Genomic DNA, 25847 nt, shown 5'->3' with positions numbered 1-25847 from the left:
TCTTCAACTGACAGCATTTTAAGCAATTGCTGATGCGATGGTTCCATGACCAAACCTCCCAAGTTAAAACCGCTCCTGAGACATGCCGATAAACCGATCACATCTCGGCCGCGCAAACCTCGCGACCCGGCGCAGCCGAATCTTCTTCTCGACCCAATGCCCGCCCGCATCGAGCCGTGCCTTGCGCTGCTGAGGGCAAAGCCGCCGAAGGGTGACGAGTGGGTCTTCGAAATCAAATGGGATGGCTATCGCCTGGCGGTGCATATCGAGAGCACGAGCGTGCGTATCCTGACGCGTGGCGGCCACGACTGGACGCATCGTTTCCCGGCAATCAAACAGGCGGCCATGTGGCTTCCCGTTGGCACAGCAATCCTCGACGGCGAGGCCGTGGTTCTCGACGAGCAAGGCCGGCCGGATTTCGGACTGTTGCAGCAAAGCCTCGGCGGCCGCGGCGGCAACAAGGCTTCGTCCGACGCCATCCTGTTCGCCTTTGACCTTTTGTATTTCGATGGACATGATCTAACGCGCATGGACCTGAGCGAGCGCCGGCACATCCTGGAGGACCTTATGGAGGGTGCTGCCGGCGCTATCAGACTCTCGGAAGAGATCGATGCCGATGGCGACCGGCTATTGGCAAGCGCCTGCGAGCATGGTCTTGAAGGCATTATTGCTAAGCGCAGGGATGCACCCTATCGATCTGGCCGGTTTGGCGACTGGGTCAAAGTCAAATGCATCCAAAGCGACAGCTTCTTCATCGTGGGCTGGGAGAAGTCGATGGCCGGGCGTGGTCAGATCGGGTCGCTACTGCTCGCCGCCGGCAAACGCTCCGGCCTCGTCTATGTCGGTTCAGTCGGGACCGGCTTCAAAGAACGCGATGTTTTGGAGCTACGCGAAATGATGGACAAGATCACGCGAAAGACGCCACCGCTCCAATATACCGGCACCAGAAAGAACGTTGTCTGGCTGCAGCCGACGCTGATTGCAGAAATCGAGTACAGGGCGTGGACGGAAGACGGCAAGCTGCGGCACGCTTCATATAAAGGTCTGCGTGAGGTGCAGGACAACGCGGGGGTCTATGAGATCGACCAGAGTAATCGACAATACTAGGGGATACTCGGCCTCAGAACCACCGTCGAGCCGGGCACTAATAGAGAATCAAGGGGTGAAATGGTAGTTTCGGCCCATTGGAAAAGGTGGGCCGATGTCAGATATCCTGAAAGGTAGCTGGATTGGAGATCTAAGGGGCACCCAGGTCGCTAATCTTTTCGCGGAGTTCGAAGGATCAGAGTTGGTTCTTCGCGCCGGCAACTCGCAAGGCACCTTTGCGTTCAAGGGGAACATCGAAAACGCAGCTGTCGGCCACGATTTAGTCTTGGCGTCTGTCGACGCGTTAGACCGTACGACAGTCACACTTCGGTTTTCCGATATTGAACAGCAGGTTTTAGCTGGTCGTTGGGAAACCTCTAGCGGCCATGCCGGTCCATTTAGACTTGGGCCTGTACCTGCGTCAGTGCCAACTCCTACCCCGGAAAACACCACCAGCGCACCCATCCGTTTCAGAACCCGAACTGAATTTCTTCCGCGCATGAAAATCTATCGCGAAGAAATCCGCGACCTGACTGCGGTCATGAAAAACATGCTGTCTACGCCGTTCGAGGTTGTCGTAAGGGCAAATCGCAATGGCGGGATGGACAACGTGTACGAGCCGGATTTCTGGAAACTACCGGGCCTCCCTCGCGAAACCTCAGAGATTTCATTGAGTCTGACCGAACCGGCAAATCCGCTCTCACGGTCGATCGACATCACAGTCGGCGGGGCGGGTACCACTTGTTCTGTTTCTGGGACCAACGATGTGTGGGTGGGCGGCGTACTCGAAGAACTAAAATCACTTCCATATTTAAGGCGCAGGCGCTTTCGCTCAATCTTTGAGCAGTTTGGTTTATCGTTCAATGGCCTCCTCTTGTTGTTCGCAATCGCTTATTCGGCCGACCTTCCTCTGTTTCGGCGGCTTCTGCTTTTCGCCATTACGGTCGGTTTAGCGTGGGCGTTCAAGCTGCTCTATGATCGAACAACGGCTTCTGTGGTCTTCTTAGATGACAGAAAGCCTACATCGTGGTTGGACGGTCCAAGGCTTTTCACGACGCTGGTAGGAGCCGCAATCGTCGCCGCGGTGCCCTGGCTATATTCACTCTTCAGCGGAAGCTTTCTGATGGGTTTGTTAGGACCCTAGACCAGACGAGTTTCTATTGTCATTCGATGTTGCGCGGATTGCCATTCGCTTTTGCGCGCTACAATTGGGTATCCGAGGCTTTCGGTGAGGCCCACCACCGACTGGACGTGGCACCCTTCGAAAATTAAAGCCAACACAATACCGTTTTCAACTTGATGAAAAAAATCCGATTTGATGAAGCCGTACGAATTCGGCACGCCAACGCATCGCGGTTCGGCGGAGCTGAGGTCATCGCGTGTCGCACCCAGGCGTTTGGAGCATGATGCTCGCGCGCCAACGTCCTTCCCGAGAGAGGGGTGACAGTTCATACCGGAGACATGGGTTACACTTTTTGCCTTTGCGAGGAGAGCGAAGGTGCCTTGGCAGGAGTGCAACCGCATGGACGAGCGTCTCAAATTCGTTGCGCGGGTTCTGGATGGCGAGTAGATAGCGGCGCTATGCCGCGAATTCGGCATCTCCCGCAAGACCGGTCACAAAATCATCAGCCGCTGTAACGACAGCGGTCTGGAAGGACTGACAGATCGATCGCGACGGCCTTACCGGCACACCAATCAGCTTCCGTTCCAAATCGAGAAACTGATTGTGCGGACCAAGCAGGACAAGCCCAACTGGGGCGCACCAAAGATCAGGGAGCGGCTGGCGCGGCTATATCCGGATGTTCACACGCCGGCGATCTCAACCGTGCATGCCGTCCTCGACCGCAACGGCCTGGTCAAGCACGGTAGGCGGCGGCGCAACAGGGCTGAAGGAACGGCCCTCTCCAATCCAGGGCTGCCCAACGACCTCTGGTGTGCCGATTACAAAGGCGAGTTCATGCTTGCCGACAAGCGCTATTGCTACCCATTGACGATCACCGACTTCGCCAGCCGCTATCTTTTGGCCTGCGAAGCGTTGCACACGACCAAGGAGGTCCACGCCTTCACCGTTTTCGAACGCGTCTTCAAGGAGTTCGGCCTGCCCAAGGCGATCAGAACCGACAACGGAGTGCCTTTCGCCAGCCCCAACGGTCTGTTCAATCTGTCTCGGCTCGCCGTCTGGTGGCTCAGGCTCGGTATCGACATCGAGCGCATCAAGCCGGGCAACCCGCAGCAGAACGGCCGCCATGAGCGCATGCATCTGACACTGAAACTTGAGACAACCAAGCCGGCCGGAGACAATTTCCTGCAGCAGCAAGCCCGCTTCGACGACTTCGTCGAGGAGTTCAACACCGAGCGGCCCCACCAGGCGCTCGACATGGCCTGCCCGGCAGAATGCAAGATCAATCTCAGTCTGGTCTTCGCCGGTCAGGCCGTCGGCATCAAGCAGGTCGAAGACCATATCTGGCTTACAAGCTTTATGGATTACGATCTGGGATACTTCGATGATGAGACATGCAGGCTTGAACCTTTGCCGAACCCTTTCGGTCCAAAAGTGTTACCTATGTCTCAGGAATAAACCGTAACCCATGTGTCCAGAACGGACCCAAAGTGAATGGTGTCCACGAGAGGATTCGAACCTCCGACCCCAGGATTCATACCACTTCGACTTTCGCCGCCGCTTCCGCGTTCGTGGTCTGGACTGTCCCTTCACCATGGGCCTTAGGCCTTTAGGTGCTACCCATCCAGTCTCTACACCTTCAACGGATTTCTCCGAAGCTTGGCTCGGGATTGGCATGCTGGAAGGCCAGCGAAGCGTTCCCCGACTTTGAGCAGATCGACTGCACCGTTTCCCTGTGCAGCCCCCAATTCTATAGGAATCCTGTGCTCTATCCTGCTGAGCTACGTGGACACGTACTTTGCTTTCTAGACGAGCTGGCGGAAATGGCAAGACAGGAAACACCTGAAACCGTGACGCATAGGTCGTCTGAGTCCAATTTTCGACTCGAACGGAAAGCCACCGTCGGCCCGGTCAACAACGAAACGTTACGTCATTGATATAGTCGGCGATGCGACTCGTCGCCCGCGCCCTGTGCGCCTGTTATCTCAGTCTTTGACGCTTCTTCGCGAGTTTCGTCGTGACCCGTGAAAATCGCGTCATCTATAAATCGACAAACTGATTATTTTCGTTCAGCGAACAACGCTATTGTTGCACGCTCGTTCAAATTCGGTACCGGTTTTCGTACCGATAAACCTTCTTTGGATTCCGAGGCTTAACAAACCGGTACGACCGGTATGCCCCAAAAAGCACTCTATCCTGCTGAGCTACGGGACCACTGAATGCCATGCATACAAAAGGCTTGGCGGGAAGCCAAGCCTTAATTGTTGTCAGACGCCGAGGCGCTGTTCGGCGAGGCGGACCCAGTAGGAGATGCCGTGGGCGATGGCTTCGTCGTTGAAGTCGTAGGCCGGGTTATGCAGGCCGGCGCTGTCGCCGTTGCCGATGAAGATGAAGGCGCCGGGGCGGGCGTTCAGCATGTAGGAGAAATCCTCGCCGCCCATCATCGGGTCGATCTCGGCGTTGACGTTGCCCTCGCCGGCGATTGAAGTGGCGGTGGCGACCGCATGTTCGGTCTCGTCAGGATGGTTGACAGTGACGGGGTAGTTGCGGTGGAAGCTGATTTCGGCCTCGGCGCCGTGGGCTGCGGCCAGGCCCTCGACGATCTGCCGGAACCGCGTCTCGGCCAGCGTGCGTACTTCGGCGTCCAGCGTGCGCACCGTGCCGGCGAAGGTCGCATCGTTCGGTATGACGTTATGGGCGAAACCGGCATTGAACTTGGTGACCGAGACGACGACCGAGCTGATCGGATCGGCGGTGCGCGAGGCGATCATCTGCAGGTTGGCGACGATCTGGGCGCTAATGGCGATCGGGTCGATCGTCCGGTGCGGCTGGGCGGCGTGGCCGCCGCGGCCCTTGATGGTGACGGTGAATTCGTCGGTCGCCGCCATGATCGCGCCCTTGCGCGTGGCGAACTGTCCCACCGGCAGGCCCGGCAGATTGTGCATGCCGTAAACCTCTTCGATGCCGAAGCGCTCCATCATGCCGTCCTTGACCATCAGGTTGCCGCCGCCGCCGCCTTCTTCGGCGGGCTGGAAGATGACGGCGATATTGCCGTTGAAATTGCGGGTCTCGGCCAGGTACTTTGCGGCGCCGAGCAGCATGGCGGTGTGGCCGTCATGGCCGCAGGCATGCATCTTGCCCGGCGTCTTCGAAGCCCAGGGCTTGCCTGATATTTCGGTCAGCGGCAGGGCGTCCATGTCGGCGCGCAGGCCGACGGTGCGGCGGCCTTCGCCCTTGCCCCTGATCAGGCCGACGACGCCGGTGCGGCCGATGCCGGTGACGATCTCGTCAACGCCGAATTCCTTGAGTTTTTCGGCGACGAAGGCGGCCGTGTTTTCCACCGCGAAAAGCAGTTCGGGCCGGGCGTGGATGTGGCGGCGCCATTCGGCGACTTCGTCCTGCAATTCCGCGGCTCTGTTCAAAATCGGCATATTCGCGTTCCTGTTATGAAATCCCGACAATCTTTCATCGCATCAAAAGGGTGTGAAGCCCAGGGTGTGAGGCTGCGGTGTGAGGCTGTGGAAATTACTTAGTCAATGACCTTTGCCATGTCATAGCCATATAGGATAAATAGGTGAAGGTTTCGAGATTTTCCGAATATCCGAAGGACGAACCGTGTCGACGAGCCACTTCCGTTTGTTTGCCGCTTTGCGGCCGTTGAGTTTTGCGATCGCTGCGACTGCCGGTTTTGTTGCCTCCATTCCGCTTGCTCAGGCCAATCCGCATATTCTCGTCGATGTGCAGACCGGCCGCGTGCTCGAGCATGAGGAAGCCTTCCGCAAATGGTATCCGGCTTCGCTGACCAAGCTGATGACCGTCTATACCGTGTTCGACGCGATCCGCGCCGGCCAGATCAGCCTCGATACGCCTATCGTCATGAGCAAGCGCGCCGCCGCGCAGCCGGCCGCCAAGATGTATTTCAAGCCGGGCCAGAAGCTGACGCTCGACAGCGCGCTGAAGATCCTGATGGTGAAATCGGCCAACGACATTGCCGTCGCGGTCGCCGAAGCGGTCGGCGGCACCCAGGAAGCCTTCGTGACGCGGATGAACGGCGAGGCGCTGAAGCTCGGCATGACGGATTCGCATTTCGTCAATCCGAATGGCCTGCCCGGCAAAGGGCAGTATACGACGGCGCGCGACCTTGCGGTGCTGACCGTGGCGCTGCGCCGCGATTTTCCACAATATGCCGGGTACTTTGCGCTTGAGGGTTTCACCAATGGCCAGCAAAACGTGCCGAGCCTCAACATGCTGATCGGCCGCTTCGCCGGCGCCGACGGCATGAAGACAGGCTTCATCTGCGCCTCGGGCTTCAACCAGATCGGTTCGGCGACGCGCAACGGCCATACGCTCGTCTCGGTCGTGCTCGGCACCGACAGTCTCGCAGCGCGCGCCGATGCGACGGCGAACCTTTTGCAGAAGGGTTTCACCACGCCGTTTCCCGGCAACGATACGCTGGGTTCGCTGAAGCCTTACGGCGCGGGACAAGACCAGGTTTCCGACATTACCGCCGATATCTGCAGCGCCAAGGGCGCCAAGGTGCGCAGCGAAACGCGCGACGAGGTCGGCCGTATGCGGGTGCAGTCGCCCTATATCCTGGAAATGGATCACGATCCGCGCTTTGTCTTTGCCGGCCTCATTCCCGGCCAGGATCCGCAGCCGGCTCAGCAGCCGGAAAAGGTGGCGACTGGCGATACGGCGGGAGGCATCGCCAACGTGCCGGTGCCGATGCCGCGCCCGACATCTTTCTAAGATAGGTTTTCAAGGTAAAACGACATGAGCGCGCTCAACGACAGGATTCCGGTCACCATCCTGACCGGCTTTCTCGGCGCCGGCAAATCGACGCTGCTCAACCGCATCCTCAAAGATCCGGTGATGAAGGATGCAGCCGTCATCATCAATGAATTCGGCGATGTCGGCATCGATCATCTGCTGGTCGAAAGTTCCGGCGATTCGATCATCGAACTCTCAGACGGCTGCCTCTGCTGCACCGTGCGCGGTGAGCTTGTGGATACGCTGGCAAACCTGATGGACGCTGTGCAGACCGGCCGTGTCAAGCCGGTGAAGCGCGTCGTCATCGAAACGACGGGTCTTGCCGATCCTGCTCCGGTCATGCAGGCAATCATGGGCAATCCCGTCATTGCGACGAATTTCGAACTCGATGGCGTCGTTACCGTCGTCGATGCGGTAAACGGGCTGCAGACGCTCGACAATCACGAGGAAGCGCGCAAGCAGGCGGCGGTCGCCGACCGGCTGATCGTCTCGAAAAAACCGATGGCCGGCGGGACAGCTGGAGTGGATGCTCTGGAAAAGCGCCTGCGGGCGCTCAATCCGCGCGCGACGATGATGGATGCCGACAGCACCGAGGCAGGCAGTGCCGCGGTGCTCGTCAACGGCATCTACGATCCGGCGACGAAGATCGCCGATGTCGGCCGCTGGCTGCAGGACGAGAATGCGCACGAGGCGCATCACAATCATCACAATCATGATCATGATGGGGACCACGGCCACCATCACCACCATGATCACGCGCATCAGGACCCGCATGACGTCAACCGTCACGATGCCTCGATCCGCTCTTTCTCGATCGTCGAGGAAAAGCCGATCGATCCGATGGCGCTCGACATGTTTATCGACCTGCTGCGCTCTGCCCATGGCGAGAAGCTGCTGAGGATGAAGGCGATCGTTTCCGTCTCCGACCGGCCGGACCGACCGCTGGTGCTGCATGGCGTGCAAAGCATCTTCCATCCGCCGGTGCGGCTTGCCGCCTGGCCGGATCCCAGCGACCGGCGCACGCGCATGGTGCTGATCACCAAGGATCTGTCGGAAGCCTTCGTGAAGGATCTGTTCGACGCCTTCCTCGGCAAGCCGCGCATCGACATGCCCGATCGCGCCGCGCTGTCCGACAATCCGCTCGCCATTCCCGGCATGCGAATCTAGATCGCGTTCACATTTGTTGTTACGCGATCAGCTTCTGTGTTTACCGCTGCCTGAAAGCCATCTTGCCTGCTCGCCGCGCTGCAGGCCTTCCGGATAGTCACGCGACAGCGTGCTGTCTGTGCCCCAGGGCGAGGCTATGTCGCACGGGATCGCCCGCATGCCAAGCGCATCGAGAACTTCCACATAATATGAATTGTTCGTGGCAGCCGCGATTTCTCGGTGGAAAGCGAAGTCGCTCTTACCCGTCGCTTCGCCGCGGCCGAGCAGCCGGTCGAATTCGAAGGAGGCTTCCTGGATCTGCGCCTCCTGGGCTGCATTGCAGCAAACCATATTGTCGATCACGAATTCGTGTTCGTTGCCATGCGTAACAGAAGGCCTTGCCGAACCGAATGGAGAGTTACCCGGCCGATGACCGGCCGGCGGAACATCCAAGAGGAGATCATCCATGAACCGTTCGACGCTCACCCTTACCCTCGCCGGCTCGCTCGCCACCGCTTTTGCGTCCGTTGCTTTCGCCGCCCCGTTGCCGGCTGAGAAAATGGTCGGCAACGAGAAGTGCTATGGCATCGCGCTCAAGGGACATAACGACTGCGCCGCAGGCGCCGGCACGACCTGCGCAGGCACCTCGACGATGGACTATCAGGGCAACTCCTGGAAAGCTGTGCCGACCGGTACCTGCACCAGCATGAATGTCGGCGGCCACATGGGCAAGCTGGAGCCGATGAAGGGCTGACCGTCAAGCGGGGGCCCAGCTACACGGGTCCCCGCCATTGTCCGACAAATCGGGAGGAACCGCGATGTCCGCTTCAAAAATCCCAACTTCCGCCTTGCCCGCCCGTGCCGGCCTTGGTCTCAAGCCCGAGCACTATGAGACTATTCTGGCCAATCGGCCGGATATCGGCTTCTTCGAGGTGCATGCCGAGAACTATATGGGCGCCGGCGGGCCGCCGCATCGCTATTTGGAAGCCGTGAGTGCACTCTATCCACTTTCGCTGCATGGCGTCGGCTTGTCGATCGGTGCAGCGCACGAGCTTGACAAGGCGCATCTGAAGCGGCTGCGCGGCCTGATCGATCGCTATCGGCCGCAGAGCTTCTCCGAACATCTGGCCTGGTCGACCCACGACACGGGCTTTCTCAATGACCTGCTGCCGCTTCCCTATACGCCGGAAACGCTGGCGCGCGTCATCGATCATGTCGACGAAACGCAGCAGGCGCTCGGACAACGACTGCTGCTCGAAAACCCGGCGACCTACGTGCTGTTTGCCGACAGCACGATCGATGAGGTGGACTTTCTGGCGACAATTGCGGAGCGGACCGCCTGCGGTCTGCTGCTCGACGTCAACAACGTGATGGTCTCGGCGGTCAATCACCGGCTCGATGCCGCCACCTATATCGACTGCTTCCCGGTCGAGTTGGTCGGCGAGATCCACCTTGCCGGCTACGACGAGACCCTCGACGACGCCGGCGACCGGTTGCTGATCGACACGCATCGTACGGCGGTCAAGGGCGATGTGATGGCGCTCTACGAACACACGCTTGCGCGCAGCGGACCGCTGCCGACGCTGATCGAATGGGACAACGACGTCCCGGATTTCGTGACGTTGCAGACGGAGGCGGCCCGCGCGGATGCGATGCTCGCCGCCGAAACGCTCCGCCGCAATAAGCGTAGGATCCGGGCGGCATGACAATGGATTTCGCCGCAAGCCAGAACGCCTTTGCTGATGCATTGCTGCATGCCGACCGGCCGGTGCCGGACGGTATCACCACAGCGCGCGGCACGACCGACGCTGCGCGGTTCGCCATCTACCGCAACAATGTCTTCGTCGGGCTGACAAGGGCATTGGCGCAGCACTTTCCGGTGACGGAACGGCTCGTTGGAAAGCAATTCTTCACAGCTATGGCGCGGGCCTATGCCCAGGATCACAAACCCACCTCACCGCTGATTATCGAATATGGCGGCGACTTTCCGGATTTCATTGCAAGCTTCCGGCCGGCGAGTAATCTTGCCTATCTGGCCGGCGTCGCCCGGATCGAAGCGGCCTGGACGCGGGCCTATCAGGCGGCGGACGCCGCGCCGCTCGATCTCGCGGCCCTCTCGGCCTTGGCGCCCGAGACGCTTGCCGACTTGCGGCTGGTGCCGCACCCTTCAGCGGGTTTGATCCGTTCGGACCATCCTGTTGGCTCGATCTGGAGTGCGCATCAGCAGGACATGGTTATGCCGGTCGCCGACTGGCGAGCGCAGGATGTGCTGGTCGTGCGGCCGGAGATGACCGTCCATGTTCATATCCTGCCGCCGCAGGACTCCGTTTTCGCGGCCTGCTTGTTCAAGGCCGCCACGCTGGGTGCGGCAGCAGAGGCGGCATTGATCGCCGCCCCCGAATTCGATTTTGGAACAGCGCTGATTGGTCTTGCCAGTCTCGGTGCATTCAGCGCCCTGCAACAGGATGAAGGAAACGTCCCATGAAGACCGAAGCAGCCTCCTCATACGGCGCTGGCGCTGCCCTTGCCGCTCTCGTCACACGCACCGAAGGCCTGCTCGCCTCCCTTCCCCCATCGCTGCCGCTGCTGGCGCTGCGCTTCGCGCTCGCAATTCCCTTTTTCAAGTCGGGACTGACGAAATGGGACGGATTCCTGACGCTTTCACAAGGGGCAAGATATCTCTTCGAACAGGAGTTCAGACTCCATATCTTCGGCAGCGAGATTCCCTATCCGTTTCCCTTGACGATGGCGACGGCAGCAGGGATCGGCGAACTGGTCCTGCCGGTCCTGTTGATCCTCGGCTTGGGGACGCGGTTTGCCGCCCTCGGCTTGCTGCTGATGACGGCGATTATCCAACTGACCATTCCCGATGGCTGGGCGAATTTCCACCTGCCCTGGGCGGCGATGGCATTGGCATTGGTCGTGTTTGGCGGCGGCAGGATCGCAATTGATCCACTGGTGATGCAACGCCGCAAATGACCTGCGTTGCGACTTGTTCGGGCTGATTTTAGAGCATGTCGCGCAAAAGTGTGCAGCGGTTCCGCGATAACGACATGCGTAAAAACAATAGGCTAAAGCGCTAAGAGCGAATCTGTGTGCAGCGGTTCCGGGATAACGAAATGCATAAAAACAAAGGACTAAAGCGCGTCGCATGAATCAAGTTTGATGCGACGCGCTTTAGCGCTTGCGGATCAGGAAGCGGTGGCCGTTTTCGGTCTTTTCGGTCTCGACCAGTTCGTGGCCGTCCTCGTTGCAGAAATGCGGCATGTCGATCACCGCCAGCGGATCGGTGGTGTCGACGCGAATGAGCGTGCCACTTGCCATGGCGGCAAGCTTCTTGCGTGTCTTGATCACGGGGAAGGGGCATTTCAGGCCGCGAAGATCGTAGAGAACGGGGTTCAAGCCGTTCAGTTCCGCGCCCAGAATTTCCAGAACGGCTTCTTTGCCGCGACTTCTGCGGTTTCCTGCGGTTCGGGTGCCGTATAGGCCAGCGGGTTCGGCACCGGCACCGGAACCACCGCGGGGGTCGCGACGACCGCGGGGGTCGCGGCAGCGACTGCCATTGGCTGCGGCTGGGCAGCGGCGAGTGGTGTGGCGCCCGGTGCGGTCTTGGTGGCAATGCCCTGCGCGGTGCGCTTGGCCATCATGTCTTCGAGTTCGGCAACCTTGACCATGCGGCCGGCTTCCAGCGAGGTGCCGGTCGGGGCATAAGCGAGTTCGCGGCCCCTGCGCGTCTTGGCGACCACGGCCTTGCGCTCGGCTTCGGACGGATCGTACCAGGCCATGCCGTCGAATTTGCCCATCGCCTTGGCATAGTCGGCATCATAGGTCTTGCCGTAGGCGGCAAGGGCGGCCGTCAGCGCCGGCGGCGTCGACATAGCAGGGCATTTGCCGGCGGCATTGAAGGCGCCGCCATCGGTTGACTGCTGGTTGAAGACGTATTTCTTCTCGCAGACGTTCACCTCGGGCGGGCGCTTCGTCACTTCGAAATTGTCGTAGCCGACCTTCAGCATCTTCCAGAAGTCGTAACTCGAGTCGAGGCGATGCTTGACCATGTTTTCCGCTGTCATGCGGAAGGGGAAGGCCTGCAGCTGCACGGTCGACTGGCCGCCCTTGAAGGCGTCGCGGGCGAAGGCGTAAATTTCAAGCACCTGCTGGTCGGTCATCGAATAGCAGCCGGAGGACGAGCAGGCACCATGGATCATCAAATCGGAGCCGCTGCGGCCGTTCGCCGCGTCGTAGCGGTTCGGGAAGCCGGTGTTGATCGCCAGATAATATTTCGAGTTGGGGTTCAGGTTGGCGCGCGACAGGTCGTAGAAACCTTCCGGCGCCTGCCGGTCGCCGGTCTTTACCTTCGGACCGAGACGGCCGGACCAGGCGCAGATCTTGTAATCGGCGATCTTGTCGAAACGGTTGTCGGTCTTCGCCTTCCAGATCTCCATGGCACCTTCTTCCTTGAAGATGCGGATCATGATCGGCGAATTGCGGTCCATGCCCTTGGTGGACATGGCGGTGAGGATATGGGCGGGAAGCGGCTGCTCGACCTTGTTCTTGACCTTGGAGAGATCGACCTGCGCAGTATCCAACGCATCATTGCAGCCGGCAAGAGCCAGCGCCATGAGGGAAACATAGGCAAAATGACGTATGCGCATCCAAACTAGCCCATAAAGATAAAGCGACCCGGTCCGCCTATGGAGTTCGGGCATTGGAAGGAATCATAGGCGGCTTATACTTTATAAAACCTTACCAGCCTATGACGTGCCCCGAACATCCCCGCAAGCGCGAATGTTACAGATAATATCAATGTGGCCAAGATTTGGCCCCAATCGGCGAAAGCCGAACTTGTCTCGGACATGATGCCGAAAAGTCTCAGCGATTTCCGGCTGTTTTAGAGCATGATGCCGAAAAGTGTGCGCGGTTTTCGGACGACATCATGCTCTACTCTCTAATTTAGAACAGGATTCAGATTTTAGGCCAACCGGGCCCAGAATCATCCTGTTCTAGAGATTGCGGCCGATATTGAGGAATTTCTGGCGTCGCTCGTTGCGCAGCTGCTCGCCGGAACGGGACGCCATTTCGCCGAGCGCATTGGCGATCATGTCGCCGGTCGCGGCAATGACGCTGTCGGGATCGCGATGGGCGCCGCCCAGCGGCTCGGAAATGATGCCGTCGATGATGCCGAGCGATTTCAGGTCCTCGGCAGTGATTTTCATGTTGGTCGCAGCTTCCCGGGCGCGGGTCGAATCGCGCCAGAGGATGGAGGCGGCCCCTTCCGGCGAGATGACGCTGTAGATCGAATGCTCGAGCATATAGACCTTGTTGCCGGTGGCGATGGCGATCGCGCCGCCCGAGCCGCCTTCGCCGATGACGATGGACACGAGGGGAATCTTGACGCCGAGACATTTTTCCGTCGAGCGGGCGATCGCCTCGGCCTGGCCGCGCTCTTCGGCTCCGACGCCGGGATAGGCGCCAGCCGTATCCACCAGCGAAATCACCGGCAGGCCGAAACGATCGGCCATTTCGAGGATGCGGATCGCCTTGCGGTAACCTTCCGGCCGCGGGCTGCCGAAATTGTGCTTCAGGCGGCTCTTGGTGTCGTTGCCCTTTTCCTGGCCGATGACGGCGACGGGCTGGCCGCGAAAGCGGGCGAGGCCCGCCTGGATCGCGGCATCCTCGGAAAATTTGCGGTCGCCGGCGAGCGGCGTGAATTCCTGGAACAGCGTCTTGGCGTAATCGACGAAATGCGGCCGCTGCGGATGGCGGGCGACCTGGGTCTTCTGCCAGGGATTGAGCTTGGAATAGATTTCGACGATCGCCTCGCGGACGCGAACCTCCAGCCTGCCGATTTCATCGGTGGTGTCGATGCTCTCGTCTTCCGTGGCGAGCTTCTTCAGCTCGATAATCTTGCCTTCGAGGTCGGAGATCGGCTTTTCGAAGTCGAGATAATTGTGCATGAGGTGCGTTTCCGTTCCTTGTGCCCGGGGCGTTTTCCTGGCTCCGCCCCTTGTCGCCGGTCCTATTCGTGCTTTTTCGCCTGTTTGGCAAGGGGGTGATGCGTCTGGACAAGCTGCTGCAGCCTCTCTTCCAGGACATGCGTGTAGATCTGTGTGGTCGAAATGTCCGAATGGCCGAGGAGTTCCTGCACGACGCGCAGATCGGCGCCATTGGCTAGCAGGTGGCTGGCAAAGGCGTGGCGCATGACATGCGGCGAGATCAGCGACGGCGTCAGCCCGGCGCGGATTGCCAAGTTCTTCAGGTCGCGGGCGAAAACCTGGCGTGGCAGGTAGCCCTCCTTCGAGGCGGCGGGAAACAGCCACGGGCTTTCCTGCGGCTGCTTCGCCACGGCATTTTCCGCCGCCAGCAGGCGCCCGTAGGATTTCAGCGCTGATATCGCCGAATGCGACAGCGGCACCAGCCGCTCCTTGTTGCCCTTGCCGCGGATCATCAGGAAACGGCCTTCCTGGTCGAGCACACGGGCGGGAAGCGTAACCAGTTCGCTGACACGCATGCCAGTGGCATAGAGCAGCTCCAGAAGCGCCAGCATGCGCAGGCGCTGCAGCTGGCCCGGCGCCGTATCCCCCGCTTCGGCCTCAGCCTGTGAAAGCAGCTTGCCGACCTCGTCGACGCCCATCGTCTTCGGCAGCGGACGGCCTTTCTTCGGCGCGTCGAGAATGCCGGTGGGGTCGTCGGTTCTCAGGCCCTCGGCGTAGAGGAATTTGTAGAATTGCCGCATGGCGGCAAGCCGGCGCGCCTGGGACGAGGGTTTGAAACCCTTTCGGGCAAGCGAGGAAAGATAGGCGGAGAGATCGGCGGAGGCAGCCTCGGTGAGCCGTATGCGACGCTCGTGCAGGAAGGAACTGACATCTTCGAGGTCACGCTCATAGGATTGCAGCGTGTTGGCGGCCGCGCCGCGCTCGGCGCTCATCATCTCCAGGAAGGATTCCACATGGACGCGGCCGAGATCCACCATTTCGGTCACTTCCTGGTCGGAGCGATCGCCCCCGTCGCGGGCGGATTGACCCGCTCGGACGGAATGCGGATCGTCACGTCGCGCGGCTCGGGCTCGACGAAGGTCACAAGCGCCCACATCGCTCCGTAGACCGTCCCGGCGAGGATCGCGCAGACGAACAGAAAACGGAACAGGGTCGGCATCCGGCAACTCCTTCATGCTCTGCTTCTGTTATAAGAAGCGTATCTGCAAGTGCAAGAAGCGGTATTCAAGCCATGATTCCCTTGTCCGCGACTTGACGCTCCAGCTGCATTTGTCGATACGGTTTGCAAACAAAGTGTGAATGGACCGATGAGTGAACCACTGCTGACCGTTGCTGACAGCTTGAAAGACAGAGCTCGCGCCGCGCTCGGTTCACGTAATCTCATCCTTGTCGGCCTGATGGGCGCTGGAAAATCCTCGGTCGGCCGGATCGTCGCCACCCAGCTCGGGATTCCCTTCATCGACAGCGATCACGAAATCGAGCGGGTGTCACGCATGACGATCGCCGAATTATTCGCGGCCTATGGCGAAGTGGAGTTCCGGGCGCTGGAAACGCGGGTGATGAAACGGCTGCTGAAGAGCGGGCCACGGGTCGTCTCCACCGGCGGCGGCGCCTTCATCAACGACCGGACGCGCAGGCATATCAAGAAGGGCGGCCTGTCCGTCTGGCTGAAGGCCGATCTCGACGTGCTCTGGGACAGGGTCGCCAAGCGTGATACGCGGCCGCTGCTCAAGACCGAAAATCCGAAGCAGACGCTCGAAGGCCTGATGAATGCGCGCTACCCGATCTACGCGCAGGCCGACCTCACCGTGCTCTCGCGCGACGTGCGCAAGGAAATCATGGCCGACGAGGTGCTGACGGCCGTGATCGAAGCTCAGAATGAAAGTGCAGCGTCATGAATGCGATACCCTCCGCCTCCGCCGTCCAGACGGTGCATGTGCCGCTCGGCGAGCGGGCCTATGACATCCTGATCGGTCCGGGGCTGATCGCACGGGCCGGCGCCGAGATCGCCTCCCGGCTCAAGGGCCGCAAGGCGGCGATCATCACTGATGAAAATGTCGCTCCGCTCTATTTGAAGGCGCTCGTCGCAAGTCTTGATGAAGCGGGCATTGCCTCGGCTGAGGTCGTCCTGCCGGCCGGCGAGAAGACCAAAAGCTTCGAACATCTGATAACTGTCTGCGACAAGGTGCTCGAAGCCCGTGTCGAGCGCAATGATTGCGTCATCGCGCTCGGCGGCGGCGTCATCGGCGACCTTTCGGGATTTGCCGCCGGCATCGTCCGCCGCGGCGTGCGCTTCGTGCAGGTGCCGACCTCGCTGCTGTCGCAGGTCGATTCCTCCGTCGGTGGCAAGACCGGCATCAATTCCCGCCACGGCAAAAATCTGATCGGCGTCTTCCATCAGCCGGATCTGGTTCTGGCCGATACCGATGTGCTGAATTCGCTTAGCGAGCGCGAATTCCGCGCCGGTTACGCCGAGGTCGCCAAATACGGGCTGATCGACAAGCCGGATTTCTTCGCCTGGCTGGAAGCCAACTGGACGTCGGTTTTTACAGGCGGTTCCGCCCGCATCGAGGCGATTGCCGCCAGCTGTCAGGCGAAGGCCGATGTCGTCGTTGCCGACGAGCGCGAGAACGGCCCGCGGGCGCTGCTCAATCTCGGCCACACTTTCGGCCATGCGCTTGAGGCGGCGACCGCCTATGACAGCTCCCGCCTCGTGCATGGCGAGGGCGTTGCGATCGGCATGGTGCTGGCACACGAATTCTCCGCACGGATGAACCTTGCAAGCCCCGACGATGCGCGGCGCGTCGAGCGGCACCTCAAGGAGGTCGGCCTGCCGACCCGCATGTCCGACATTCCGGGCGAGCTACCGCCGGCCGAAACGCTGATGGATGCGATCGCCCAGGACAAGAAGGTCAAGAGCGGCAAGCTCACCTTCATCTTGACGCGCGGCATTGGCCAGTCTTTCGTCGCCGACGACGTTCCGGCCTCCGAGGTGATCAGCTTTCTCCGGGAAAAACATCCGTGACAACTGTCGAAGGCGCTCTGGCATTTCTTGCAACATATTGGCCGGAGATCCTTTCGATCACGGCGCTCGTGCTGATGTCCGCCTTCTTTTCCGGCTCCGAGACGGCGCTGACCGCGGTTTCGCGCAGCCGCATCCATACGCTTGAAGCCAACGGCGACGAACGCGCCGGCCTCGTCCGGCAGTTGATCGAGCGGCGCGACCGGCTGATCGGCGCGCTGCTGATCGGCAACAATCTCGCCAACATCCTATCCTCCTCGATCGCCACCAGCCTGTTCCTCGGTCTGTTCGGCAATTCCGGCGTGGCGCTGGCGACGCTTGCGATGACCGTCATCCTGGTCATCTTCGCTGAAGTGCTGCCGAAGAGCTGGGCGATTTCGACACCCGACCGTTTCGCACTCGCCATTGCGGCTCCGGCCAGGCTCTTCGTCCTCGTCGTCGGCCCGCTTTCCTCCTTCGTCAACGCGATCGTCCGCCGGATCCTTGCGCTGTTCGGCATCAACCTGTCGCGGGAGACGTCGATGCTGACGGCGCATGAGGAACTGCGCGGCGCCGTCGACCTCTTGCACCGCGAGGGATCGGTGGTGAAGGCCGATCGCGACCGTCTCGGCGGCGTGCTCGATCTCAGCGAGCTGGAACTCTCCGATATCATGGTCCACCGCACGGCGATGCGGGCGATCAACGCCGACGATCCGCCGGAAGCGGTGGTGCGCGCCATTCTCGAAAGTCCCTATACGCGCATGCCTCTGTGGCGCGGCACGATTGACAACATCATCGGCGTCGTGCACGCCAAGGACCTGTTGCGGGCGCTTGCCGAGCCGAACATGGAGCCGCAGAACCTCGATATCGTCAAGATCGCGCAGAAGCCGTGGTTCGTGCCCGACAGCACCAATCTTGAAGATCAGCTCAACGCCTTCCTGCGGCGCAAGCAGCATTTCGCCGTCGTCGTCGACGAATATGGCGAGGTGCAGGGCATCGTCACGCTGGAAGATATCCTTGAGGAAATCGTCGGCGATATTTCCGACGAGCACGATATCGAGATCCAGGGCGTGCGCCAGGAGGCCGACGGTTCCGTCGTCGTCGACGGCGGCGTACCGATCCGCGACCTCAACCGCGCGCTCGACTGGAACCTGCCCGACGAGGAGGCGACGACGATTGCAGGCCTCGTCATCCATGAATCGATGACCATCCCGGAAGAGCGCCAGGCCTTCACCTTTTATGGCAAGCGTTTCGTCGTCATGAAGCGGGAGAAGAACCGCATCACCAAGCTGCGCATTCGCCCGGCCGGGGAAGACGGCGCGAAACCGGCCTGATCCGGCTTGGATTAGAGCATGTCGCGCAAAAGTGTGCCGCGGTCTTGCGATAACGACATGCGTAAAAACAAAGACCTAAAGCGCGAGAAGCGGATCTGAAAGATCGCGGCGCGCTTTAGCGGTTACAGGTAACCATATAAGCTGCTGTGCCGCTACCAGCGGGTCGGCTCGTCAGGTGCCGCCGGTTCGACGGCCAGCGCGTGCAGGCCGGCATCGAGTTCCGGTTTCAACAGGTCGGTGATCGCCCGGTGGCGCGCCAGCCGCGACATGCCGGCGAACTTGACTGAGACGATCCTCACCCGCATATGGGTTTCGCCGGTGCCTGTGATATCGGGCTGATGGCCGGCATGCAGATGGCTTTCGTCGACGACGCTCAGGCGTTCGGGGGCGAAGGCTTCGACAAGCTTTTCTTCGATACGGGTTCGCAGGGTCATCATCCGGTCTTGCTGCTTCGGGAAAAAGGTTTCCACCAAGCCAGCAACAAACCCATTTGTCAATTCTTGTTGTCGTGTCGCGACAGCCCCATAATTAGCGCCGTCATGACACTTGATTCCAAATATTTCGACAGCATCCGAACAAGCCGCAAACGCGAGCCGGAGGCAGAGGAGGCCCCGCCTACCTGCCAGTGGGACGGCTGCGACAAAAAAGGCTCGCATCGCGCTCCTGTCGGACGCAATGCGGAAGGCCAGTTCTTTTTGTTCTGCTTCGAGCACGTCAAGGACTACAACAAGGGCTATAATTATTTCTCCGGTCTTTCGGACAGCGAGATCGCGCGTTACCAGAAAGAGGCGATCACCGGCCACCGGCCGACATGGACCGTCGGCGTCAACAAGGCGGCGAAGGACAGCCCGCTGCATTCGGAGGTGCGCTCCGGCGCCTATACGCGCGTTCGTGATCCCTTCGGTTTCGTCAAGGAAAGCGGCAAGGGCAGCGGCCCGCGTTTTCCTCAGGCGCGCAAGCTGAAATCGCTGGAAAGCAAGGCCTTCGATACGATGGGTCTCGTCGCCAATGCGACGTCGGCGGAGATCAAGAGCCGCTACAAGGAACTGGTCAAGAAACATCATCCGGATGCCAATGGCGGCGACCGCGGGTCGGAAGAGCGTTTCCGCGCTGTTATCCAGGCCTATCAATTGTTGAAGCAGAACGGTTTTTGTTAGTTCTCGTCCTTGCTCTTGGGCTTCAATCGGGTATGGTCCAACTCGGCTGAGGCCGCAGGCAAACGCGGCTCATATTTGTGCGTTTTCCCGACATCGCCTCCGCCGACCTTCCGGACGCGGCGTTTCTTGTCCGGGACTCTTTCAAGAATGCTCGCACGCGGTCATTATCCCGCCGAGGTTTCGTTTCAGTCCCGGAGAAGCATCGCCGACGTTCCGACCTGGACGGGCGCGGAATAAAACCGCGGCGTCACGGTTGCGACATGGCCTGAGACAGTATGGCCGGGTGGCTTCACCCGCCTTGGAGACATGATGAGCAAGATCGAACTTGATATTTCAGAACTGCCCGATACCACCGTTTCGGTCCGCGAGGCCTTCGGCATCGATTCCGACATCCGCGTTCCCGCCTATAGCAAGGGCGACGCCTATGTGCCGGACCTTGACACCGACTACCTGTTCGACCGCGACACGACGCTCGCCATTCTCGCAAGCTTCGCTCATAACCGCCGCGTGATGATCTCCGGCTACCACGGCACGGGCAAGTCCTCGCATATCGAGCAGGTGGCCGCACGGCTCAACTGGCCATGCGTGCGTATCAACCTCGACAGCCATGTCAGCCGTATCGATCTCGTCGGCAAGGATGCGATCGTTGTCAAGGACGGGCTGCAGGTCACTGAATTCAAGGACGGCATCCTGCCCTGGGCCTATCAGCACAATGTTGCGCTGGTCTTCGACGAATATGATGCCGGCCGTCCCGATGTGATGTTCGTCATCCAGCGCGTGCTCGAATCCTCCGGCCGCCTGACGCTGCTCGACCAGAGCCGCGTCATCCGGCCGCACCCGGCCTTCCGGCTGTTTGCGACCGCCAATACGATCGGCCTCGGTGATACCACCGGCCTCTATCACGGCACGCAGCAGATCAACCAGGCGCAGATGGACCGCTGGTCGATCGTGACGACGCTGAACTATCTGCCGCATGATCACGAAGTGAATATCGTCGCCGCCAAGGTGAAGAGCTTCGGCAAGGACAGGGAAGGCCGCGACACCGTTTCGAAGATGGTGCGGGTCGCCGACCTGACGCGCGCCGCCTTCATGAATGGCGATCTCTCCACGGTCATGAGCCCGCGTACCGTCATCACCTGGGCTGAAAACGCCGAGATCTTCGGCGATCTCGCCTTTGCCTTCCGCGTCACCTTCCTCAACAAGTGCGACGAGCTGGAGCGCCCTCTGGTTGCCGAGCATTATCAGCGGGCCTTCGGCGTCGAGCTGAAGGAAAGCGCCGCCAATATCGTTCTCGGAGCCTGAGGCCGACCGATCATGGCAGCTCGCGGTGACAATTCGAAAGCAAAGCCCGGCGCCCCTGTCGACGTCGAGCCATTACGCCGGGCGATAACCGGCTGCGTGCGCTCGATCGCCGGCGACGGCGATGTCGAGGTGACCTTCGCCAATGAACGACCGGGGATGACCGGCGAGCGCATCCGGCTGCCGGAGCTTTCCAAGCGGCCGACGGCGCATGAGCTGGCGGTCACCCGCGGGCTCGGCGATTCCATGGCGCTGCGCCTCGCCTGCCATGACGAGAAGGTGCATTCGACGATGGCGCCGCAGGGCTCGGACGCCCGGGCGATCTTCGATGTCGTCGAGCAGGCGCGTGTCGAATCGATCGGCGCGCTGCGCATGGAGGGCATGGCGTCGAACTTGCGCTCCATGACCGAAGAGAAATATTCCAAGGCGAATTTCACCGGCATCGAACGCCAGGAAGACGCACCGGTTGGCGAAGCCGTTGCGATGATGGTGCGCGAGAAGCTGACCGGCCAGCGCCCGCCCGCCTCCGCCGGCACGGTGCTCGACCTCTGGCGCGGCTTCATCGAGGACAAGGCAGGGTCCGAACTTGACAATCTGTCGAACGCGATCAACGACCAACAGGCCTTCGCCAAGGTCATCCGCAACATGCTGTCGGCCATGGAAATGGCCGAGGAATACGGCGACGACGACAGCGACGCCGACAATGACGACCAGTCGGATCAGGAAGATCAGCCGAGCGGCGATGAGCAGGATCAGGACGAGGTCGATGAGGATGCCGGCACCGACGCCGCCCCCGTCGAAGACAGTGAAGTCGCCGACGAGCAGATGGAGGACGGCGAGACCGAAGGCGCCGAAATTTCCGACGACGACATGATGGAAGAGGGCGAGGACGATTCGGAAACGCCGGGCGAGACCCGCCGTCCGAACACGCCTTTTGCCGATTTCAACGAGAAGGTCGATTATCACGTCTTTACCGAAGCGTTCGACGAGATCATCACCGCCGAGGAACTCTGCGATGCCGCCGAGCTGGAGCGCCTGCGCGCCTTCCTCGACAAGCAGCTGGCGCATCTGCAGGGCGCAGTCGGCCGCCTCGCCAACCGGCTGCAGCGCCGGCTGATGGCGCAGCAGAACCGCTCCTGGGATTTCGATCTGGAAGAGGGTTATCTCGATCCGGCCCGGCTGCAGCGTATCATCATCGATCCGATGCAGGCGCTGTCGTTCAAGATGGAGCGCGACACGCAGTTCCGCGACACCGTCGTCACCCTGCTCATCGACAATTCCGGCTCGATGCGCGGCCGGCCGATCACGGTTGCCGCCACCTGCGCCGATATTCTCGCCCGCACGCTGGAGCGCTGCGGCGTCAAGGTCGAGATCCTCGGCTTCACCACCAAGGCCTGGAAAGGCGGGCAGGCACGTGAGAGCTGGCTTGCCGGCGGCAAGCCGCAGACGCCGGGTCGCCTCAACGACCTGCGCCATATCATCTACAAATCGGCCGACGCGCCGTGGCGGCGGGCACGGGCCAATCTCGGGCTGATGATGCGCGAGGGCCTGCTCAAGGAAAATATCGACGGTGAGGCGCTGATCTGGGCGCATAATCGTCTGCTCGCACGCCGCGAGCAGCGCCGCATCCTGATGATGATTTCGGACGGGGCGCCGGTCGACGATTCGACGCTGTCGGTCAATCCGGGCAATTATCTCGAGCGGCACCTGCGCGCCGTCATCGAGCAGATCGAGACGCGCTCGCCTGTGGAATTGCTGGCGATCGGCATCGGTCACGACGTGACGCGTTATTATCGCCGCGCCGTGACGATCGTCGATGCCGACGAGCTTGCCGGCGCGATGACCGAGCAGCTCGCCTCGCTGTTCGAAGATCAATCCGCACCGTCGCGTGGCAGCCGGATACGCCGTGCCGGTTGACCGGCTGGAAGGAAACATGGCTGGTAAGCGCCTTTGCCGCGCAGTGTCGATTGCCCTCTGCATCGCCGCTGGCGCGTGCCCCGCATCGGCGCGCGACGTGCCGGTCATTAGCCGGCAAATCTCTGATTTCAGGATCGGCTCTTCGCAGACGAACTTCGGGTCGCTGGAATTTCTCGGCGGACTGGAGATGGTTTCCAGCCGAGCCCTGTTCGGCTCGCTCTCCGCCATCCGCTTCCGGCCGGATCAAAAACATTTCGTCGTGGTGCTCGATACTGGCCAATGGCTGACCGGCAGCATCGAGCGCGACGCCAAGGGCAGGCTTTCCGGTCTTTCCAATGTCGAGATCACCCCGATGAAGAACATCGCCGGGCGCAGCTTCGAGGGCAAGGGACATATGGATGCCGAGGGCCTGGAGCTCGACGGCGACAGAATCCTGGTCTCCTTCGAGCAGGATCACCGCGTCGATGTCTATCCCGATCCGGGTTTTGCCGATTCCGGCGCGATCGCCACTCTGCCCATCCTCATCCCGCGGAAGATGCTGAGCGACAACCGCGGCATCGAGACCATCACCGTGGCGCCGGCATCGAGCCCGCTCAAGGGCGGCGTGGTGATCGTCTCCGAACGTGGTCTCGACAGCGACGGCAACCGGGTCGCGGCTATTCTGAACGGCCCGCTGAAAGGGCGTTTCTCGGTGGCGCGGGACGGCAGCTTCGACATCACCGACGGCGCCTTCCTGCCGAACGGCGACCTGCTGCTGCTGGAACGTCGCTTCAATATGGCCGAAGGCATCGGCATGCGGATTCGGCGCATCAAGGGCGGCGATATCAGGCCCGGCGCCGTCGTCGACGGCGAATTGCTGCTCGAGGGCAATTTCAATTCTCAGATCGACAATATGGAAGGGCTGGACACGTTCCAGGCCGCCGACGGCACCACCCATATCATCCTGGTGTCGGACGACAATCATTCGATCCTACAGCGCAATCTAATGCTGGAATTCCGGCTGACCGAACAGACCGCACACAAAGCGTCAGACTGACGTCATACGCGTCGGCTGTCATGCCGCAGCATCGGTCGGCAGCCTTCGGAGGACATCATGGTGCATATCTACGTCATGGGTGCGTCCGGTTCCGGCACGACATCGCTCGGCGGTGCATTGGCCGTAAGGCTCGATATCGCCCATCTCGATACAGACGATTTCTTTTGGCTGCCAACCGATCCGCCGTTCACGACGCCGAGGGATGCCGGTGAGCGCATTCGGCTGCTGCTTGAGGAGACGCGACGGCCTGGTGGCTGGGTTCTTTCCGGATCGGCGCTGAAGTGGGGCACCCCGCTGGAGCTGCTCTACGATCTGATCGTGTTCCTCAGGATCGAGCCGGAGCTTCGTATGGCGCGCATCCGCGCGCGGGAGGTGGCCCGATATGGAAACAGGATTGGGCCCGGCGGCGACATGGAAGTAAAATGCGGGCAATTCCTGGAATGGGCGGCAAGTTACGACACAGCCGGTCCCGAACGCCGCAGCCTTGCGGCGCATGAGCAATGGCTGGAAACGCAGACGGCGCCGGTGTTGCGGCTCGATTCGTCGCTTGGTATCGACGAGCTGGCTGCAGCGGTCCTTCTGCATCCGGCCATCGCTGCCGGTGCGGTCCGGCGGCGTCGGTGAGTTGAATTAAAGCATGTCGCGCAAAAGTGTGCAGCGGTTTTCCCAGGCAAAGCGCGAAGCGCTTTTGCCGCAACGACATGCGTAAAAACAATGGGCTAAAGCGCCAAGAGCGAATTTGAAGGATCGCGACGCGCTTTATCTGGCGCGGGCTGCCTGCATCGGCCGCAGCACGTTCATCAGCGCGCCGTAGGGCAAGAGCATGACGAGGCCGACGATCATCTTGACGGCGAAATCGCCGATCGCCCAGGAGATCCAGCGCGGCGCTTCCGTGGCGAAGACGCCGAGGACGGGGGCTGCTTCCAGCGCGAAGGGTTCGTTCGGGCCAAGGAAGACGAAAAACGCGGCGAAGGACAGCGAGAAGAACATCACCGTATCCAGCGCCGAGCCGATCAGCGAGCCGACGAGCGGCGCGCGCCACCAGGCCTGGCGGCGAAGGCGGTTGAAGACGGCGATATCGAGCAGCTGGCCGGCGAGATAGGCAGAGCCGGAGGCGATGGCGATGCGCGGCACTGACGTGAAGAAGGAGAGCGTCACGCCGACGACGAATCCGGCAAGGACGACCTTGCGGGCTGCCTGCGGGCCGAACTGGCGGTTGGTCAGATCGGTGATCAGGAAGGCGATCGGATAGGAGAAGGCGCCCCAGGTCAGGATGTCGGCAAGGTTGACGCCGGCGACTTCGGCGTTCAGCGGAAACTGGACGAGGAAGTTGGAAGCGACGACGACGAGTGTCATCAGCGCGACATAGGCGATGGTATAGCGGGTCTTCGGCATTTTTTTATCCTGGGTGATGCCACCAGTTGGAGCGACGATCCGGCAAAGCAAAAGGCTTGTCCGGTATTATCCGTTCAAGCCTTTAAAGCCGTATGAAAGAAGGGCAGAAGCTTACGCAGCAACAGCAACAGCTGCTTCGGCGGTCTTCTTGACGATCTGACGACGCAGCAGGCGCGCGCGCATCGACAGTTCGGTTTCGTTGGCCTTCAGCAGGAAGGCATCGAGGCCGCCACGATGCTCGACGGAGCGAAGAGCAGCAGCCGAAACACGAAGACGATAACGCTGGTTGAGGGCGTCGGAAATCAGCGTGACCTGGCACAGGTTCGGCAGGAACCGGCGCTTGGTCTTGTTGTTGGCATGGCTGACATTGTTACCAGTCAGGACGGCCTTGCCGGTCAATTCGCACACGCGGGACATGGAACACCTATTCTTGTTTTTGTCGGGCCATCGAATTGCCATCCCGGTCAAAACCAGGCGCGCAATCCAACGGGCATGATTGGAAAGTTGCGGTTCTATAGTCAGGCAGGCTGCGCGCGTCAAGCCAAACCTTGGCCTTTCCCGCAATTCTGTCAAAAAGCTGCTGTTTTCTTCCC

Annotated in this window: 26 protein-coding genes and 1 pseudogene; 17 read left to right on the top strand and 10 right to left on the bottom strand. The window is 60.7% G+C overall.

Going from position 1 to position 25847, the window contains the following annotated elements; genetic code table 11:
- Nucleotides 1–45: 45 nt before the first annotated feature.
- The 3 genes from ligD (at nucleotide 46) to J3O30_RS20575 (ending at nucleotide 3664) form a co-directional block, all read left to right on the top strand.
- A complete protein-coding gene (gene ligD, locus J3O30_RS20585; protein WP_207582027.1) occupies nucleotides 46–1107 on the top strand; it encodes a non-homologous end-joining DNA ligase in 1062 nt (353 codons plus the stop codon).
- Between the two features lie 94 nt (nucleotides 1108–1201).
- Nucleotides 1202–2230 carry a hypothetical protein gene (locus tag J3O30_RS20580; protein WP_207582026.1) on the top strand — a complete coding sequence of 343 codons (1029 nt, stop codon included), beginning with the start codon at nucleotides 1202–1204 and terminating at the stop codon, nucleotides 2228–2230.
- Nucleotides 2231–2656: 426 nt separating this feature from the next.
- The gene (locus J3O30_RS20575; protein ID WP_246762768.1) at nucleotides 2657–3664 is read left to right on the top strand and encodes an integrase core domain-containing protein; all 1008 of its coding nucleotides are present in this window, start codon (nucleotides 2657–2659) and stop codon (nucleotides 3662–3664) included.
- A gap of 809 nt (nucleotides 3665–4473) precedes the next feature.
- Here the strand turns inward: J3O30_RS20575 and J3O30_RS20570 are convergent.
- Complete coding sequence (locus J3O30_RS20570) at nucleotides 4474–5637, bottom strand: M20 aminoacylase family protein (protein WP_207582025.1); 1164 nt, start codon at nucleotides 5635–5637, stop codon at nucleotides 4474–4476.
- A 184-nt stretch (nucleotides 5638–5821) separates the two neighbouring features.
- On the opposite strand from J3O30_RS20570, the gene J3O30_RS20565 reads away from it, so the two are divergent.
- Both J3O30_RS20565 and J3O30_RS20560 read left to right on the top strand, forming a co-directional pair.
- The gene (locus J3O30_RS20565; RefSeq protein ID WP_207582024.1) at nucleotides 5822–6955 is read left to right on the top strand and encodes a D-alanyl-D-alanine carboxypeptidase family protein; all 1134 of its coding nucleotides are present in this window, start codon (nucleotides 5822–5824) and stop codon (nucleotides 6953–6955) included.
- A gap of 24 nt (nucleotides 6956–6979) precedes the next feature.
- Entirely contained in the window at nucleotides 6980–8143 is a 1164-nt protein-coding gene (locus J3O30_RS20560) for a GTP-binding protein (RefSeq protein WP_207582023.1), read from the top strand.
- 27 nt (nucleotides 8144–8170) lie between these two features.
- Here the strand turns inward: J3O30_RS20560 and J3O30_RS20555 are convergent.
- A pseudogene (locus J3O30_RS20555) lies at nucleotides 8171–8461 on the bottom strand (hypothetical protein); the annotation flags it as partial.
- Nucleotides 8462–8588: 127 nt separating this feature from the next.
- Here J3O30_RS20555 and J3O30_RS20550 point away from each other — a divergent pair.
- The 4 genes from J3O30_RS20550 to J3O30_RS20535 all read left to right on the top strand — a co-directional run bounded on the left by J3O30_RS20550 (nucleotide 8589) and on the right by J3O30_RS20535 (nucleotide 11101).
- Entirely contained in the window at nucleotides 8589–8876 is a 288-nt protein-coding gene (locus J3O30_RS20550; RefSeq protein WP_207582022.1) for a DUF2282 domain-containing protein, read from the top strand.
- A gap of 64 nt (nucleotides 8877–8940) precedes the next feature.
- Complete coding sequence (locus tag J3O30_RS20545; RefSeq protein ID WP_207582021.1) at nucleotides 8941–9828, top strand: DUF692 domain-containing protein; 888 nt, start codon at nucleotides 8941–8943, stop codon at nucleotides 9826–9828.
- Complete coding sequence (locus J3O30_RS20540; protein WP_207582020.1) at nucleotides 9825–10607, top strand: DNA-binding domain-containing protein; 783 nt, start codon at nucleotides 9825–9827, stop codon at nucleotides 10605–10607. Before J3O30_RS20545 ends, J3O30_RS20540 begins: the two co-directional genes overlap by 4 nt.
- A complete protein-coding gene (locus J3O30_RS20535; RefSeq protein ID WP_207582019.1) occupies nucleotides 10604–11101 on the top strand; it encodes a DoxX family protein in 498 nt (165 codons plus the stop codon). The genes J3O30_RS20540 and J3O30_RS20535 overlap by 4 nt, the downstream gene beginning before the upstream one ends.
- Before the next feature lie 198 nt (nucleotides 11102–11299).
- Here the strand turns inward: J3O30_RS20535 and J3O30_RS20530 are convergent, their stop codons facing one another.
- The 5 genes from J3O30_RS20530 to J3O30_RS20510 form a co-directional block, all read right to left on the bottom strand.
- Entirely contained in the window at nucleotides 11300–11524 is a 225-nt protein-coding gene (locus J3O30_RS20530; RefSeq protein WP_018482755.1) for a sulfurtransferase TusA family protein, read from the bottom strand.
- Nucleotides 11525–11529: 5 nt separating this feature from the next.
- Nucleotides 11530–12774, bottom strand: coding sequence for a murein L,D-transpeptidase family protein (locus J3O30_RS20525; RefSeq protein ID WP_207582018.1), 1245 nt, complete (start codon nucleotides 12772–12774; stop codon nucleotides 11530–11532).
- A gap of 348 nt (nucleotides 12775–13122) precedes the next feature.
- The gene (locus J3O30_RS20520; RefSeq protein WP_207582017.1) at nucleotides 13123–14076 is read right to left on the bottom strand and encodes an acetyl-CoA carboxylase carboxyltransferase subunit alpha; all 954 of its coding nucleotides are present in this window, start codon (nucleotides 14074–14076) and stop codon (nucleotides 13123–13125) included.
- 62 nt (nucleotides 14077–14138) lie between these two features.
- Entirely contained in the window at nucleotides 14139–15092 is a 954-nt protein-coding gene (xerD, locus tag J3O30_RS20515) for a site-specific tyrosine recombinase XerD (RefSeq protein ID WP_207582016.1), read from the bottom strand.
- A gap of 5 nt (nucleotides 15093–15097) precedes the next feature.
- A complete protein-coding gene (locus J3O30_RS20510; protein ID WP_204330089.1) occupies nucleotides 15098–15274 on the bottom strand; it encodes a hypothetical protein in 177 nt (58 codons plus the stop codon).
- 148 nt (nucleotides 15275–15422) lie between these two features.
- Between J3O30_RS20510 and J3O30_RS20505 the strand changes: the two genes are divergently transcribed.
- From J3O30_RS20505 to J3O30_RS20495, 3 genes are read left to right on the top strand one after another with little or no spacing between them, the layout of a single operon-like run.
- On the top strand, nucleotides 15423–16013 hold the full coding sequence (locus J3O30_RS20505; RefSeq protein WP_207582015.1) for a shikimate kinase: 591 nt from the start codon (nucleotides 15423–15425) through the stop codon (nucleotides 16011–16013).
- Nucleotides 16010–17140 (top strand): 3-dehydroquinate synthase, encoded by a 1131-nt coding sequence (gene aroB / locus J3O30_RS20500; protein ID WP_207582014.1) that lies wholly within the window; start codon nucleotides 16010–16012, stop codon nucleotides 17138–17140. Before J3O30_RS20505 ends, aroB begins: the two co-directional genes overlap by 4 nt.
- Nucleotides 17137–18450 carry an HlyC/CorC family transporter gene (locus tag J3O30_RS20495; RefSeq protein WP_207582013.1) on the top strand — a complete coding sequence of 438 codons (1314 nt, stop codon included), beginning with the start codon at nucleotides 17137–17139 and terminating at the stop codon, nucleotides 18448–18450. Before aroB ends, J3O30_RS20495 begins: the two co-directional genes overlap by 4 nt.
- Nucleotides 18451–18602: 152 nt before the next feature.
- Here J3O30_RS20495 and J3O30_RS20490 read toward each other — a convergent pair whose 3' ends face one another.
- A complete protein-coding gene (locus tag J3O30_RS20490; RefSeq protein ID WP_207582012.1) occupies nucleotides 18603–18887 on the bottom strand; it encodes a BolA family transcriptional regulator in 285 nt (94 codons plus the stop codon).
- 102 nt (nucleotides 18888–18989) lie between these two features.
- Here J3O30_RS20490 and J3O30_RS20485 point away from each other — a divergent pair, with 102 nt between their 5' ends.
- The 5 genes from J3O30_RS20485 (at nucleotide 18990) to J3O30_RS20465 (ending at nucleotide 24483) form a co-directional block, all read left to right on the top strand.
- Complete coding sequence (locus tag J3O30_RS20485; RefSeq protein WP_207582011.1) at nucleotides 18990–19607, top strand: J domain-containing protein; 618 nt, start codon at nucleotides 18990–18992, stop codon at nucleotides 19605–19607.
- 309 nt (nucleotides 19608–19916) lie between these two features.
- On the top strand, nucleotides 19917–20909 hold the full coding sequence (gene cobS, locus J3O30_RS20480; RefSeq protein WP_207582010.1) for a cobaltochelatase subunit CobS: 993 nt from the start codon (nucleotides 19917–19919) through the stop codon (nucleotides 20907–20909).
- Nucleotides 20910–20921: 12 nt separating this feature from the next.
- Nucleotides 20922–22823: a cobaltochelatase subunit CobT gene (gene cobT / locus J3O30_RS20475; RefSeq protein ID WP_207582009.1), complete on the top strand. Its 1902-nt coding sequence runs from the start codon at nucleotides 20922–20924 to the stop codon at nucleotides 22821–22823.
- A gap of 16 nt (nucleotides 22824–22839) precedes the next feature.
- The gene (locus J3O30_RS20470) at nucleotides 22840–23859 is read left to right on the top strand and encodes an esterase-like activity of phytase family protein (RefSeq protein ID WP_207582008.1); all 1020 of its coding nucleotides are present in this window, start codon (nucleotides 22840–22842) and stop codon (nucleotides 23857–23859) included.
- A 57-nt stretch (nucleotides 23860–23916) separates the two neighbouring features.
- Entirely contained in the window at nucleotides 23917–24483 is a 567-nt protein-coding gene (locus tag J3O30_RS20465; protein WP_207582007.1) for an adenylate kinase, read from the top strand.
- A gap of 135 nt (nucleotides 24484–24618) precedes the next feature.
- Here J3O30_RS20465 and J3O30_RS20460 read toward each other — a convergent pair whose 3' ends face one another.
- Both J3O30_RS20460 and rpmB read right to left on the bottom strand, forming a co-directional pair.
- A complete protein-coding gene (locus tag J3O30_RS20460) occupies nucleotides 24619–25254 on the bottom strand; it encodes a VUT family protein (RefSeq protein ID WP_207582006.1) in 636 nt (211 codons plus the stop codon).
- 111 nt (nucleotides 25255–25365) lie between these two features.
- Nucleotides 25366–25671 carry a 50S ribosomal protein L28 gene (gene rpmB, locus J3O30_RS20455; protein WP_007632672.1) on the bottom strand — a complete coding sequence of 102 codons (306 nt, stop codon included), beginning with the start codon at nucleotides 25669–25671 and terminating at the stop codon, nucleotides 25366–25368.
- Between the last annotated feature and the right edge of the window lie 176 nt (nucleotides 25672–25847).

Origin of the sequence: Rhizobium sp. NZLR1, from assembly GCF_017357385.1 — a bacterium.
Lineage (GTDB): Bacteria > Pseudomonadota > Alphaproteobacteria > Rhizobiales > Rhizobiaceae > Rhizobium.
The sequence above is the reverse complement of the archived record's forward strand: the minus strand, read 5'-3'. Positions and strand labels throughout refer to the sequence as shown.